Raw genomic sequence first — 14,108 nt, 5'->3', positions numbered from 1 at the left:
AGTGGTACCGGCTCTTCTGCCTGCCAAACTGGCGCTCAGCAGACGGGTGGCAAACCCGTCAGGCCACCACGGGCGGCAGCATGAGGCTGGCACCCGGGATCGCGTTAAGCAGGGCCTTGGTGTAGTCCTGCTGCGGCAAATCGAAGACCTCGTCGGTGCTGCCCGTCTCCACGAGCTTGCCCTTCTGCATCACGCAGACATGGTCAGCGATCTGCCGCACGACGGCGAGGTCGTGCGTGATGAACAGATACGTCAGACCAAGATTGGACTGCAACTCGGCCAGGAGGTTCAGTACCTGGGCCTGAACCAAAACGTCAAGGGCGGAGACCGCCTCGTCGCAGATGATCACTTCGGGGTCGAGGGCCAGCGCCCGAGCGATCGCGACACGCTGCCTTTGGCCGCCGGAGAGTTCGTTCGGGTACCGCTGCATCGTGGACTGCGGCAGCGCCACCTGGTCCAGGAGTTCCCGGACCTTTTTCTCGCGGCTGACCTTGTCACCGATCTTGTGGGTCCGGAGCGGTTCCTCGATGGTCCTGAAGATGTTGTACATCGGGTCGAGCGAACCGTACGGGTCCTGGAAAATCGGCTGAACGCGGCGCCGGAACTTGAAGATCTCCCGGCTGTTCAGGGTGGAAGTGTCCACGCCGTCGAACACGATCCGGCCCGACGTCGGTGCAAGCAGGTTGAGGACCATCTGGGCCACGGTGGACTTGCCGGAACCCGACTCCCCCACGATCGCCGTCGTCGTCCCGCGTTTGACGTTGAACGAGACGTTGTCCACCGCTTTGAAGTCCGTTGCCTTGCCCACTCCTGAGCGCAGCTTGAAGACCTTGCTGAGGCTCTCGACCTTCAGGACGTCGTCGGACAACGCCTTTTCGGCCACGACGTCGGTGGGCGCCAGGAGTTCTTCCGTCTGGATTCCCTCGGCCTTGGCAGCCTGGATACGCCTGGAAGCGAGGGACGGGGCCGAGGCCACCAACCGCTGGGTGTAGGGGTGTTGCGGGTTGCGGAGCAATTCGAGCGAAGGACCAGCCTCCACCACGTTGCCGCGGTACATGACCACCACTTTGTCCGCGCGCTCGGCAGCTAGGCCAAGATCGTGGGTGATGAGCAAGACAGCCGTACCGAGTTCCGCCGTCATGGTTTCGAGGTGGTCCAGGATCTGCCGCTGCACGGTCACGTCCAGGGCCGACGTCGGCTCATCGGCGATCAGGAGCCGGGGCTGGCAGGACAGGCCGATGGCGATCAGGGCACGCTGACGCATGCCGCCGGAGAATTCGTGCGGGTACTGCTTGGCGCGGCGAGCGGAGTCCGGCAGGCCGGCTTCCCCCAGGACGCGGGCGACGTCGGCAGGACCGCTGGGCTTGCCGTTGGCGCGAAGTGTTTCGCGCACCTGGTAGCCGATCTTCCAGACCGGGTTCAGGTTGGACATCGGATCCTGCGGAACCATGCCGATCGTGTTGCCACGCAGCTCGATCATGCGCCGTTCCGGTGCATGGGAAATGTCCTCGCCGTCGAGCAGGATCTGCCCGCCGGAAACCCTGCCATTCTCCGGCAGGAGACCGATGGCGGCAAGCGCCGTCGTCGACTTTCCCGAACCGGACTCCCCCACAATGGCGACGGTCTCGCCGGGCATGATGGTCAGGTGGGCGTTCTTGACGGCCTGGAATTCGCCGCTCGCCGTCTGGAAGGAGATGGCGAGGTCACGGATTTCCAGGAGCGGACGCTCTTCGGATCCGGCTTCGTCGATGGTGATGTTGGACGTTGACATGATTGCCTCCTTCATCGCTTGCGGCTCTTGGGATCAAGGGCGTCACGCAGCGCGTCGCCAAGCATGATGAAGCTCAGGACCGTGATGGACAGTGCGGTTGCGGGGAACATCAGCACCTCGGGGTTGGTGCGCAACGTGTCCTTCGCCGCGGAAATGTCGTTACCCCAGGACATGATGCTGCCAGGCAGGCCAATGCCGAGGAAGGACAGCGTTGCTTCCGTCACGATGAAGACGCCAAGCTCCATGGTGGCCAGCACGATGATCGGCGCAAGCGCGTTCGGTACGACGTGCCGGACCAGCGTGCCGATCTTGGAGACGCCGAGCGAGCGTGCGGCGGTGACGAAATCCGCGTTGCGGACCTCGATCACCGCGCCGCGGGTGATGCGGGCCATTTGGGGCCAGCCGAGCATCACGATGACCATGACCACCGTGAAGACGCTCTTGTTCTCGCGGAAGAACGGGAGCTGGGTGACTACCAGTGCGCCGAGGACCAAAGGCAAGGCGAAGAAGATGTCGCCGATGCGGGCAATGACGGTGTCAACCCAGCCGCCGAAGAAGCCGGCCAGCGCGCCGAGCGTGACTCCGATGATCAGGACGAAGATGACCGAGACGACGCCGACGGTCAAGGACGCCTGCGTGCCGTGGATGACGCGGGAGTAGATGTCGCACCCCTGGAAAGTGAATCCGAGGGGATGGCCGGCCGAGGGACCCCCGAGGGAGTCGGCCAGCTGACAGTTGTCGTTCGGGGCTGTCTGCGTGAACAGGCCCGGGAAGAACGCGACGACGAGGAGCAGGAGAATCATGAGCGCCGAGATGATGAAGAGCGGCCGACGGCGGAGCTTCCGCCAGGCATCAGCCCACAGGCTCAGGGGTGCTGCGTCGACCTTGAGGGTATCGGTCGCGAGCAGCGGTGTCTCGTCGATAGGGGCAACGTAGTGCTCGATCTGACGGTTACTTTTCATATCGGATCTACTTTTCATAGCGAATCCTGGGGTCAAGCCAGGCGTAGAGGAGGTCGACCAACAAGTTGGCGGCAACGAAGACCAGTACCAACACGCTGACAATGGCGACGACGGTGGGGCCTTCGCTGCGGATCACGGCTTGGTAGAGCTTTTGGCCGACGCCGGGCACGTTGAAGATGCCTTCGGTGACGATCGCGCCGCCCATCAAGCCACCCAGGTTCGCGCCCAGGTAGGTGACCACGGGAATCATGGAGTTTCGCAGGATGTGGGCCAGGACCACGCGGGGGCGGGACAGGCCTTTTGCGGTTGCGGTGCGGACGTAGTCGGCGTTCATGTTTTCAATGACCGAGGCGCGGGTCAGGCGCAGCACGTAGGCAAAGGACACGAGGCCAAGAACCGTCGCCGGAAGGATCAGGGTGCCCCAATCCGCGTTGGATCCAACGGTCGGCTTGGCCCAGCCGAGCTGCACGCCAACGACGAGCTGAAGCACGAAGCCCAGGACGAACGTCGGGACGGCAATGACGACGAGGGAAGCAACCAGCACGGTGGAGTCGAAGATCTTCCCCTTGCGCAGGCCGGCAATCAGGCCGAAGGCCACTCCGAAGACGGCCTGGATGGCAAGGGCCTCGACGGCGAGCATGGCGGTGACCGGGAAAACACGGCCAAGGGTTGCGGCGATCGGCTGGCCGGTGAAGTCCACCCCGAGGTTGAAGGTGAAGAGGTTCTTGAGGAACAGCCCGTACTGGACCCAGAAAGGCTGGTCGAGGTTGTATTGCTGGCGCAGCGCGGCAATGACGGACTCGCTGGGCGGCCGGTCGCCGAACAGGGCGCGGATGGGGTCGCCCGGGAGGGCAAAGACCATGAAGTACACGAGCAGGGTGGTTCCCAGGAACACGGGGATGACCTGCAGCAAACGCCGGAGGATGTACTGGGTCACAGCAACGGTTCCTGGACGCTCTTGGAAATATAGGGATTCATTGGGGACAGCTTTCGTGCCGAATCAAGGCATGGGGGCCCGGTTTGTGGCCGGACCCCCATACGCTAACGAGCTTGGAACGAGTCCAGAAGGACTACTTTGCGGTGATGTTGTAGTACAGGAGGACGCCGTTCCAGCCGGAGTCAACGTTGCTGACGTTCTGGCTCCATACAGCCTGGCGGGCCTGGTACCACAGGGGCAGGTTCGGAAGGTCCTTGAAGAGGATCTCCTGTGCCTGGGTGAACTTCTTGTTGGCGTCGTCCGTGGACTTGGATGCAAGGCCCTCGGTCAGCAGCTTGTCGAAGTCAGGGTTGCTGTAACCCTCGTAGTTGGCGCTGGCACCGGTCTTCAGCAGCGGGCCGAGGAAGTTGTACAGCGACGGGTAGTCTGCCTGCCAGCCGGCGCGGGTGAAGCCCGGGAGGGTCTTCGCCGTGCGGAGGTTCAGGATCTCTGCGAACTTCGCAAACGGCTGGCCTTCTGCCTGGATGCCGAGGTTGTTCTTCAGGTTGTTGGCAACAGCGTCAATCCATTCCTTGTTGCCACCATCGGTGTTGTACGCGAGCTGGAGAACCTTGCCGGCGGGCCACGGGCTCATGGCGTTTGCCTTCGACCAGAGGTCCTTGGCCTTCGCGGCGTCGAACTTCAGGACGTCGGAACCGGCCACGTTGTCGTTGTAGCCGTCGATGGACGGCGACGTGAAGTCCTTCGCCGGGATGCGGGTGCCGTTGAAGACGACCTTGGTGATCTCATCGCGGTTGATCGCCATGGAGATGGCCTGGCGACGCAGCTGGCCGGCCGGCCCCTGGAACTCAGGCAGGTAGTTCGGGATGTTCAGGGTCGCGTTGCCTGCGTAAGCCTTGTTCAGGTTGTGGTCCGGGAAGTCCGTGGTGTAGGTCTTCAGGGCGTTCGTCGGCAGGACGTCGGTCACGTCAAGGTTGTTGGCCTGGACGTCCGTGTAAGCCGGAGCCGGGTCGGTGTAGAACTTGAAGGTCACGCCGCCGTTCTTGGCCATGCGGTTGCCCTGGTAGTCAGGGTTCTTGACGAGGGCGATCTGGCTGTCGTGCTGCCAGGCACCCTTCGCGGCCATCTTGTACGGGCCGTTGCCGATGGGGTTTTCGCCGAAGGCCTTCGGGTCCTTCAGGGCGTCAGCCGGAAGCGGCATGAAGGCGGAGTAGCCGAGGCGCTGCGGCCAGTCGGCTTCCGGCTGGGCCAGCTTGACCGTGATGGTCGAATCGTCCTTCAGCACGAGGCCGGACATCGTCTGGGCGGTCGGTGCGGGAGTCGACGTTGACTTGCCGTCCGCGCCCTTGGTCTTCGTTACGGCGCTGACTGCGTCGTAGCCTTCGATGGATTCGAAGAAGCTGCTGCTGGCCTGGGCGTTGGTGCTCAGGGCTGCGAAGTTCCAAGCGTCAACAAAGCTCTTGGCAGTAACTGCCTCGCCGTTGGTGAACTTGGCGCCCTTCTTGACCTTGATGGTGTAGTTCTGGCCGTCAGTCGTGTCAATGGACTCCGCGAGTGCGTTCACGGACTTGCCATTGGCGTCGTAGCTGGTCAGGCCTTCGAACAGGAGGTCGACAACGCGGCCACCGTACACCTCGTTGGTGTTGGACGGGAGCAGGGGGTGCTGGGGTTCATTGCTGTATGCGGTGATGATTTTGTTCGGATCGCCGGCAGCGGTTGCTGCACTGCTTCCGGTGCCGGCGCTGCCGCATCCGGTGAGGGCAAGTGCGGCGACTGCCAGCAAGCCAAGAGCTTTGGAAGTGCGCGAAAAACGCATTCCGCCTCCTATGGATTCAGGGGGATGGGTCAGGGCAACTCATAGCTGCCCCCGGGGCCCGGCACAGAAATATCCTGTGACGCGGCCTACATGGATGTGTAATCCTAACCACAGCTTGTCCGAAATATGGAATCCCATTGGCGTGAAGAACGAAGTGTGCAGTTGACAGTTTTAGTAATGAAGCAGTCATTTCACGTAAATGAAGCAGTCATTTCACGCAATGAGGGCTGCGTTGCTAGACTCGACATGCCTGATCCCTGATTTTCCCCGGAATGTAGGGCTATTTCTGGCACCCCAAAGGGGTACAACAGACACTCCCGGCGCCTCAGACAACCACAAAGACACCCACGAAAAAGAGCCCCCGCCGCCTATGGCGACGGAGACTCTCTTGCGGTTGCGCCGGTCGGTTCGTGCCGCCGGGAACGCCTCCGGATTGCTACTCGATGCCTGCCGCCATGAGCTGCGCGCGCAGTTCCCGACGCTCGCGCTGCTTCTCGGGGTCCGGAAGCGGCACCGCGGCCAGCAGCCTCTGCGTGTAGGGCTCCTGCGGATTGCGGAGGATCTGTTCCCGGGTGCCTTGCTCCACGATCCGGCCTCGCTGCATCACGCAGATCCGGTCCGCGAGCACATCAACCACGGCGAGGTCGTGCGTGACGAACAAGCACGCGAACCCCAGCTCCCTCTGCAGGTTCTGGAAGAGTTCCAGGACCTTTGCCTGCACCGAAACGTCCAGCGCCGACGTCGGCTCATCCGCGACCATGAGCTTGGGCTGCAGCGACAGCGCCCGGGCAATGCCGACGCGCTGCTTCTGGCCGCCTGACAATTCATGCGGATACCGGTTGCGGTAGCCGCGCGGCAGTTCCACCTGGTCCAGAAGGGTCTCAATCCGTTTCTGCAGATTGACGCCCTTCGCCACCCCCGCAAGGAACATCGGCTCGCCGATGCTCTCACCGATGGGCAGCCGGGGGTTCAACGACGACGACGGATCCTGGAACACCATGCCGATGTCGCGCCGCACTTCGTGCAGCTGCTTTCCATTGCGCTTGGCGGCGGAAATGTCCTGCCCCACCACCCGCATGCTGCCTTCGGCTACAGGCAAGAGCCCGACGGCGGCGCGTCCAATCGTCGTTTTGCCCGAACCGGACTCCCCGACGAGACCCACCACCTGACCGGGGTAGATCACGAGGTTGGCCCCCTCGACAGCACGGAACGCCGGAACCCTGCCCTGCTTGGGGTACTCGATGGCCACGTCGACCAGCTCAAGCACCGGTTCACCCTTGGGCCTGGACGCTTCTTCCGCCGCTGCCTTCAAAGCAGCCTGGTTTTCGCGCTCCCGGCGGACCAGCTCGTCGTGATCGACCGATTCCAGCTCGGCGTGGGTTGCCGCGGCCAGTGCCGCGGTAACGTCGACGTCGGTGCTGTCCGCCCCCTGTCCCAGGTGGGGAACGGCGGCCAGAAGAGCCTGCGTGTATTCGTGCTGCGGGTTGCTGAAGATCTGTTGCGCAGTGCCGCTCTCCACGATGACGCCCTTGCGCATCACTGCGATCCGGTCGGCGAGGTCTGCCACCACGCCCATGTCGTGCGTGATCAGGACGATGGCGCTGTCCAGCTTGTTGCGCAGGTTGCGCATCAGATCCAGGATTTCGGCCTGGACCGTCACGTCCAACGCAGTAGTGGGTTCGTCTGCGATCAGGAGCTTGGGATCGCAGGACAATGACTGCGCGATCATGGCCCGTTGCCGCTGGCCGCCGGAGAGCTGGTGCGGATAGGACTTGAATGCCTTCTCCGGGTCTGGAAGTTCCACCAGCTCAAGCATGCGCACGGCCCGCTGCCTTGCTTCATCCGGGGAGATCGAGTTGTGCAGCCGGAGCGTCTCCACGATCTGCGCACCCACGGTGTACACAGGGTTGAGCGCGGTCATGGGCTCCTGGAAGATCACGGCGACGTCCTTGCCCCGGACCTCACGGATGTTGCCCGACTTTTCGCCGAGCAATTCCTTGCCCGAAAGCTTGACACTTCCCCGAACGCGGCTGTTGCTGGGCAGCAAGCCGAGCAGGGCCATGGAGCTGGCGCTCTTGCCGGAACCGGACTCACCGACGATGGCGAGGACCTCGCCGGCCCTGACCTCGTAGTTAAGTCCGATGGCGGCAGGAACCCATTTCTTGTCTACGCCGAAGTCGACGCTGAGATCGCGTACTTCCAGGACCATGGCCCCGCGAGTGCTCCTGTCCGACTCGGTTTCGAGCTGGGTAGCCTCCGGTTCGGGGCTGGCGTTGTCAGTCATGTTGGGTCTTCCCTTCCACCCGGGCCACCCTCCAAGGGGTGATTAGTGAAGTAGCCCGGAATCCTGAATTATTAGGGGCATGAGCAGAGAGCCGTATGCCGGAAATGTCGAAATCTTCAAGGCCCGGACCAGCAAGCTGTTTGCTTGGATCTGCTGGGCCGTTGCCGTTTTCGGAGTGGTGGTCACGCTTGTGGCAGGCGGGCCGCGCGCCCTTCCGGGAACCGCTCCCCTGCTCTTCGTAGCGTTCCTTGGCTGGTTGCTCTTCTGGCGCCCGGTGGTGGTGGTCCGGGATTCCGGCGTCGCGCTGGAGAATCCTTACCGGACCATCGATGTTCCGTGGGACGCACTGGTGCAAGTTGATACCCGCTACGCCCTCACGCTGGTGACGCCGCGCAAGAAGTACCCGGCGTGGGCTGCTCCCGCACCGGGAATCTGGGGCGGGCGCAATGCCCGCCCCGAACACCTCAAAGGACTCCCGGGCACCACGTACGGCCCCGGCAGCTCGGTTCGCCCCGGGGACCTCAAGAACACAGATTCCGGTGCCGCTGCAGTCCTCGTGCGCACCCGCTGGCAGGACCTCGTGGAGGCCGGCCGCGTGGAACCCGGCCGGGCCGAGGACGCCCTGGTGACGGTCGCCGTCGGATGGTTCCGGATAGCGGCCACGGTGGTCCTGGCCGCGGCCAGTTACTGGGCGGTCTTCCTGTAGGAGGTTTTGCCGGACAGGTCGCACTCAGCTGCCTTTCGAGGCATCGGCAACCGGCGCCGTCGTGCTGGAGTGGCTTGTGGTTTCAACGGCGCTCTTGGCTTTGAACTTCTTCTGCCGCGGATCGAAGGCGTCCCGCAGGCCGTCACCGATGAAGTTGATGCTCAGGCAGATGAGGATGATGAACAGGCCGGGGAACCAGAACAGCCACGGCCGTGTGGCGAAGGCTTCCTGGTTCTGGGCAACCAACAGGCCCAGCGAAGTGTCGGGAGCCTTCACGCCGAGGCCCAGGTAGCTGAGGGCGGTCTCCAGCAGGATCGCTGCGGACATCGTCAGGGTCACGTTCACGATCAGCACACCGACGGCGTTGGGGAGGATGTGCTTGAAGATGATCCTTGCGTTCGACGCTCCGGAGATCCTGGCTGCGTCCACGAACTCCCGCTCGCGCAGGGTCAGGAACTCTCCGCGGACCAGGCGGGCGAGGCCCACCCAGAGGACGAAGCCGAGGAAGACGCCGAGAATGACGACGCCGTTGTTGGAAGCAAAGCTTGCAATCCAGCTGCCTTCATCCCTGCGGTTGGCAATCTGGCCAACCACGGCCGCGAGGAGCAACACCGGGATGATGATGATGACGTCGGTGAGGCGCATCAGGATGGCTTCCACCCAGCCGCGGAAATAGCCGGCAAGGCCACCGACGATTGCGCCGACCGCCCCCGCGATGGCACCAATCAGGACCATGACGGTGATGGACTGCTGGGCGCCGCGCATGGTCATGGCAAACAAGTCGCGGCCAATCCGGTCCTGGCCGAACGGGTGCTCGCCCCAAGCAAGGGGCCACAACGACGACGTGGGGACGCCATCGTTGACGAGGGGCGAAACATCCGTGTGGTTGTACTTCCACCACCCGGGTATGCCGAAGGCACCCACGGAAGTGAAGGCGAGCAGGAAGATCGCGGCGAACACTGCGAGCCCGATCAGGGCTCCGGTGTGGCCAAAGAACCGTTTGCGGACAATCTGGCCTTGGCTCAGGCCTCCGGTGGCTTCGCTGCCGGCCTCGGCGCCTGCGGCTTCGGCAAGCGCCTGTTGTGCCAGGATCTCTTCCTCTTGGGTTGGCTGGCTCATGCTTTGATCCTTACGCGTGGGTCGAGAGCGGAGTACGCGAGGTCCGCTACGAGGTTGAAGACCATTGCGGTGATGGCAACGCACAGGAAGACACCCATAACCGGGTTCACGTCCGAGCGTTGCAGTCCGTCAATGAACAGGAAGCCCATGCCACGGACGGAAAACACCGATTCCGTGATGACTGCGCCACCGATCAACGCGCCGATGTCGAACGCTACGATCGTCGCGATGGGTATCAGGGCGTTCCTGAATGCGTGGCCCATGATCACGGACCGTTCGCTCAGGCCCTTGGCCCGCGCCGTCCGGATGTAGTCCATGTTCATGATTTCCAGCATCGACGAGCGCGTGAATCGCGTGTAGCTGGCCAGGGACACCAGGATGAGGGCGATGGTGGGCAACACGAGGTGGGTCAGCGTGTCGGTGGACATGATCCAGAAGTCACCCTGAATGTTCGGGGTTCCTGCACCGATGGTGGCGATGGGGCGTCCGCGAACCCTGCTGTTGTTGAAGTACGACGGCCACGCTTGCATGAAGCGGTCCATCACCACGAGCGCTCCGACCAGGAAAGCGGTGATCGCGGCGGCACGCATTGACTGCCCGCGGTCGTAGCCGCCCATGAAGTACCCGACGGCCAGTCCAACAAGGATGGTGGCGATGGCAAGCAGGAAAATCATGAGCCCGGTCGCGTCGTTGAGCAACGGTTGGACCGCGAAGTAGGCGATTACGCCGATGCCCACCACGATCAGGCTCGATTGGAGGGCCTTGCGGTTCTTGAGCCCTGAAACCAGAACGGTGACTCCGAAGGCAATTCCTACTCCAAGAATGGCAATGACGACAGGGCCCAAACCGGGATTGCGGAACCACTGAGTCAGCGAGAAGTAGAAAAGGATGAGGGACACCGCGGCAAAGACTGATCCGCCGACGATCAGCCGGCGTTTGGCCGCTCCCCCGACAACCACGGCGCCAATGATGCCAAGGACAGCACCGATCCCCAAAGCGACGGTCGGCGGTATTTCCGGATTTCGGAGGAAGTCGTTGAAGCCGATGGCGCCGAATTCCTTGAGGAGGACGGCAACCCAGAAGATCGGCAGCGAGAAGAAGAGGAACGCCATGAATGTCACGCCGTAGTCGAGCGCGCTGTACTGGCGGAGTGCCGTGACGATGCCGAGGGAAATGCCGATCAGGATGGCCAGGATCGTAGCGCCCGTGACGAGTGTGAGCGTTTGAACCAGGGCAAAGCCGAGAGCTTCGGTAATGGGCTGGCCGGCGATGTTCTTGCCGAGGTTGCAGGCGTTTCCAAAAGGCACAATGCATTGGGCCGCACCGCCAAGCCACTTGAAGTAGCGCAATGGGGGCGGTGTGTTGAGGTCAAGCAAATCGATGCGGGCATCCATCAGCGCTTGCCGGTTGGGCGCGCTGCTGGCCCGGAACTCGGCCAGGGGATCTCCGGACGACGCTGTCAGGAGATACACCAGGAACGATGCTCCGAGAAGAATGAACGCGGCGGTAATCAACCGCCGGACTATATAGGTCAACATGGTGAGGAACCTCGAAATCCAGGCCCGGGTTCGCCGGCGCCCATCGCAGAATCGTGCCCGTTCCCTGGATGAGGTTGTAGGAAGCGGACAATATGCCGGTGCACCAACCAAGGCGCCGGGACCATGATACGTCGGTCCCGGCGCCTTGGCAGGTAATTTAGCTCAGCGAGCAAGGTTTACTTCTGAGCCCACTCCCAGAAGTTCCACCAAACACCCGTCTGGTTCGGCATGAGCTTCACGCCGGTGATGCGGTCGCTGTAGGCGTCCACGTTCACCGACTGGAAGAGCGGAACACCGTAGGAGCTGTCCCAGATCTTCTTGTCGATCTGCTTCTGGAGGTCGTCCTGCTTGCTGCGGTCGGTAGTGACCACGAGCTGCTCCATCAGCTTGTCTGCGTCGGTGTTGCTGAACTGGTTGAAGTTGTTTCCACCGTTGGTCTTGAAGATCTGCGGAACACCCGACACGCCGACACCCGGGTTGATCCAGCCGAAGATGGTGGCGTCATAGCCGCCCTTGCCCAAGGCCTTGCCCCAGTCAGAGGCGCCCAAGCCGCCGTCGACGATCTTGAAGCCGGCCTTGGTGGCGGATTCGCGGATCAGCGAGAAGGCGTCAACACGGTTCGGGTTGTCCTTGTTGTACATGATGCGGATTTCCGGAGTAGCACCGTTCAGGAGCTTCTTGGCACCATCAATGTCCACGTCCTGGAAGGCCGAGGAGCCGTTGTTCTTGGCGGAATCAGCGTACGCAGCCTGCTGGGGTACGAAGATCTGGGAATCCAGCGGCTTCGCGTTCGGGTCAAGCTTGCCGATGATCTTGTTGACGATGTCCTTGCGGGGCACGGTCTTCATGAAGGCGGTACGCACATTCTGGTCGGCCAGCGGGCCCGAGAAGTTCAGGTCCAGGTGGTCGAAGGCCAGCTGGTTGCCCTGGTCGACGGTAACGCCCTGGCTGGAGAGTGCCTTCAGCTGGTCGAGAGTGTCAGCGGAAGCCTGCGGGGCAATGATGTCCGCCTCGCCGTTCTTGAGGGCCTGGACCTGGGCCGGTGCCGAACCGATGTACCGGACGGTGATTTCGTCAAGGTTCGGTGTCGGCCCCCAGTTGTAGTCCTTGTTCCGGACCATGGTGAGGGACTGGTCCTGGTTCATGCTCTTCACGATGTAAGGACCGTTGGAGAGGAACAGGGTCGGGTCCGCGGGAAGCGTCTTCGTGTCGAAGCCGGTGTTCCACATGTCCGACATGGCCTTCAGCTTCGGGTCCGTCGGAAGAGGTGCCTTGGAGTTTCCGCGCGGCTTGCTCTTGAAGAAGTCAATCAGGGCCTGGGTGTCCTTCAGGCCAGCCTTCTGGGCAAGGACGTGTGCAGGAACGTCAATGCCGGGACCACCCAGCACGATCTCCCAGTCGGCGAACGGCTTGGAGTACTTGAGCGTGAGGGTCTTGTTGTTGTTGCTGATCTCCGGGAAGTCCGTCAGGCTCAAGCCGGTGTTGTCACCGGCGTAAGAGAAGTAGGACGTACCCGTCTTGGCCTTGGTGTCGGCGTCGTCGTAGTAACCGGAGAAGGCTGCCCACTGCAGGAGGAGGTCAGCTGCGGAAACCGGAGTGCCGTCAGACCACTTCACGCCATCGTTAATGGTGTACTTGACGGTCAGCGGGTTGTCCGAGACCTTCTCCATCGTGCCGAACTTGTCGTTGTGAACGACGTTCAGCTTGTTGTCGATGTAGTAGAAGCCCGAGTGCGTTGCATAGCTGATCTTGGAGTTGATATCAGTGTTGCCATCGGCTGTGTTGGGGTTGAACGTGTTGAAAGCGTTGACCTCGACCACAGTGGCCGTGCCACCCGTCTTGGCAGCTGCTCCGGTGGATGGGGTATTGCCACCGGAATTGCCGGCACAGGCGCTCAGTGCCATTACGGCGATTGCCGCAATACCCACTGCTTTGGAAGTACGTCCGAAACGCATTCCGCCTCCTATTTTTTTGAGTGGAAAAAGCCGGCGCTGTTGACTCCGGCAGACTGCCACAACCCCCTCAGCAGGCTTGTGGCTCGTCTCACATGTGCAGTAGCCTAGCGCCCGGAACGGATGTTTGGGTCGAAAGTTTCCCGCCGGTAAAGTTTGTTATCGAGATGCAATCATTCAAGGACGTCCAAGTGGTTTCTTGATCCAAGGCAACATGACATAGGCCCCGATTCAAGGCGAATCGGGGCCTATGTCAGTTAATTCTCCATCACTGAACCCTTCCGGGAGGGACCTCCGGCGTGGGTTCGCACGGGCCGCTGGCAGGGTGGAGGGGGTATCCAGGCCTCGCCCCGGAGTCTACGTTGAGGTGTATGGGCGAGAAATTCACTTATGAGGGCGGTCCCCGCGACAAGGAACGCAGCGAGGGCGAGGTATCGGATTTCCCGGAGATTCACCCAGGCGGAGAGTACCAATGGTCCGGATTGGCGCACGGCCAACCGCTTGGCGATGAACCCGCCGGAGTATCCGACGACGGCGAGCGCGCCACCGTCGTCTGGTTCCCGAAAACAACTGGTTAGTCTCGCTTTCCCCCTTGTGCAGGCCTAGTCTTTTCTCAATTCACTGGTCTATTTGGGGGAATCATGGTCTCAACCCGTTCCATTCAGCGTGCCTTCATCGGCGCAATCGTCGGCTTGGCGCTGGCCGCGTGCGGCGCACCGGCGTCGGAAGTGCGCCACTTGCCAAGCGAATCAGCGGTGGCCACGGTTACGGCGTCGCCAAGCGAAAGCGTCAATTCGGCATTTTCTTCGTCGTCGCCTTCTCCTGAGGCCCCCACGACGGCGGCCGCTGCTCCGCCGTCGGCGACGCCGGTCGCCGTCGTACCAGCGCCCGCCGCACCAGCCCCGGCTGCACCGGCACCCGCAGTACAGGCGCCGGCGCCTGTTGTACCAGCCGCACCGGTGGCGCCCGCAGACCCTGGTCCCGCTGCCCAGCCGCCCGCAGCGCCGAACACGGTCCAAGGGA

Annotated in this window: 11 protein-coding genes; 2 read left to right on the top strand and 9 right to left on the bottom strand. The window is 62.4% G+C overall.

From position 1 onward, the window contains the following. Nucleotides 1-58: 58 nt before the first annotated feature. From BMF89_RS17160 to BMF89_RS17140, 5 genes are all read right to left on the bottom strand, one after another. Nucleotides 59-1,771: an ABC transporter ATP-binding protein gene (locus tag BMF89_RS17160; protein WP_078108301.1), complete on the bottom strand. Its 1,713-nt coding sequence runs from the start codon at nt 1,769-1,771 to the stop codon at nt 59-61. 11 nt (nt 1,772-1,782) lie between these two features. Continuing rightward, complete coding sequence (locus tag BMF89_RS17155; protein ID WP_078108285.1) at nt 1,783-2,733, bottom strand: ABC transporter permease; 951 nt, start codon at nt 2,731-2,733, stop codon at nt 1,783-1,785. 7 nt (nt 2,734-2,740) lie between these two features. Then, complete coding sequence (locus BMF89_RS17150; RefSeq protein ID WP_059387472.1) at nt 2,741-3,670, bottom strand: ABC transporter permease; 930 nt, start codon at nt 3,668-3,670, stop codon at nt 2,741-2,743. A 133-nt stretch (nt 3,671-3,803) separates the two neighbouring features. Beyond that, on the bottom strand, nt 3,804-5,486 hold the full coding sequence (locus BMF89_RS17145; protein WP_078108284.1) for an ABC transporter substrate-binding protein: 1,683 nt from the start codon (nt 5,484-5,486) through the stop codon (nt 3,804-3,806). Between the two features lie 436 nt (nt 5,487-5,922). Next, entirely contained in the window at nt 5,923-7,770 is a 1,848-nt protein-coding gene (locus tag BMF89_RS17140) for an ABC transporter ATP-binding protein (RefSeq protein ID WP_078108283.1), read from the bottom strand. 79 nt (nt 7,771-7,849) lie between these two features. Here BMF89_RS17140 and BMF89_RS17135 point away from each other — a divergent pair, with 79 nt between their 5' ends. Continuing rightward, nucleotides 7,850-8,476: a PH domain-containing protein gene (locus BMF89_RS17135; protein WP_078108282.1), complete on the top strand. Its 627-nt coding sequence runs from the start codon at nt 7,850-7,852 to the stop codon at nt 8,474-8,476. Between the two features lie 24 nt (nt 8,477-8,500). Here BMF89_RS17135 and BMF89_RS17130 read toward each other — a convergent pair whose 3' ends face one another. From BMF89_RS17130 to BMF89_RS17120, 3 genes are all read right to left on the bottom strand, one after another. Then, nucleotides 8,501-9,595 (bottom strand): ABC transporter permease, encoded by a 1,095-nt coding sequence (locus BMF89_RS17130; protein WP_078108281.1) that lies wholly within the window; start codon nt 9,593-9,595, stop codon nt 8,501-8,503. Continuing rightward, on the bottom strand, nt 9,592-11,133 hold the full coding sequence (locus tag BMF89_RS17125) for an ABC transporter permease (protein WP_078108280.1): 1,542 nt from the start codon (nt 11,131-11,133) through the stop codon (nt 9,592-9,594). The genes BMF89_RS17130 and BMF89_RS17125 overlap by 4 nt, the downstream gene beginning before the upstream one ends. Nucleotides 11,134-11,309: 176 nt before the next feature. Then, the gene (locus BMF89_RS17120) at nt 11,310-13,088 is read right to left on the bottom strand and encodes an ABC transporter family substrate-binding protein (RefSeq protein WP_078108279.1); all 1,779 of its coding nucleotides are present in this window, start codon (nt 13,086-13,088) and stop codon (nt 11,310-11,312) included. Nucleotides 13,089-13,456: 368 nt separating this feature from the next. Here BMF89_RS17120 and BMF89_RS17115 point away from each other — a divergent pair, with 368 nt between their 5' ends. Further along, a complete protein-coding gene (locus BMF89_RS17115; RefSeq protein WP_078108278.1) occupies nt 13,457-13,663 on the top strand; it encodes a hypothetical protein in 207 nt (68 codons plus the stop codon). Nucleotides 13,664-13,746: 83 nt separating this feature from the next. Here the strand turns inward: BMF89_RS17115 and BMF89_RS22015 are convergent, their stop codons facing one another. Beyond that, nucleotides 13,747-14,097: a hypothetical protein gene (locus tag BMF89_RS22015; RefSeq protein ID WP_216353842.1), complete on the bottom strand. Its 351-nt coding sequence runs from the start codon at nt 14,095-14,097 to the stop codon at nt 13,747-13,749. Nucleotides 14,098-14,108: the final 11 nt, after the last annotated feature.

It is taken from the genome of Arthrobacter sp. SRS-W-1-2016, assembly GCF_002009585.1.
GTDB lineage: Bacteria > Actinomycetota > Actinomycetes > Actinomycetales > Micrococcaceae > Arthrobacter > Arthrobacter bambusae_A.
The sequence above is the reverse complement of the archived record's forward strand: the minus strand, read 5'-3'. Positions and strand labels throughout refer to the sequence as shown.

What these genes read in the sequence shown, in the direction of transcription:
- BMF89_RS17145 (WP_078108284.1), bottom strand. Translation starts at nt 5,486, where the DNA reads ATGCGTTTTTCGCGCACTTCCAAAGCTCTTGGCTTGCTGGCAGTCGCC.
- BMF89_RS17130 (WP_078108281.1), bottom strand. Translation starts at nt 9,595, where the DNA reads ATGAGCCAGCCAACCCAAGAGGAAGAGATCCTGGCACAACAGGCGCTT.
- BMF89_RS17155 (WP_078108285.1), bottom strand. Translation starts at nt 2,733, where the DNA reads ATGAAAAGTAACCGTCAGATCGAGCACTACGTTGCCCCTATCGACGAG.
- BMF89_RS17135 (WP_078108282.1), top strand. Translation starts at nt 7,850, where the DNA reads ATGAGCAGAGAGCCGTATGCCGGAAATGTCGAAATCTTCAAGGCCCGG.
- BMF89_RS17140 (WP_078108283.1), bottom strand. Translation starts at nt 7,770, where the DNA reads ATGACTGACAACGCCAGCCCCGAACCGGAGGCTACCCAGCTCGAAACC.
- BMF89_RS17120 (WP_078108279.1), bottom strand. Translation starts at nt 13,088, where the DNA reads ATGCGTTTCGGACGTACTTCCAAAGCAGTGGGTATTGCGGCAATCGCC.
- BMF89_RS17160 (WP_078108301.1), bottom strand. Translation starts at nt 1,771, where the DNA reads ATGTCAACGTCCAACATCACCATCGACGAAGCCGGATCCGAAGAGCGT.
- BMF89_RS17125 (WP_078108280.1), bottom strand. Translation starts at nt 11,133, where the DNA reads ATGTTGACCTATATAGTCCGGCGGTTGATTACCGCCGCGTTCATTCTT.
- BMF89_RS17115 (WP_078108278.1), top strand. Translation starts at nt 13,457, where the DNA reads ATGGGCGAGAAATTCACTTATGAGGGCGGTCCCCGCGACAAGGAACGC.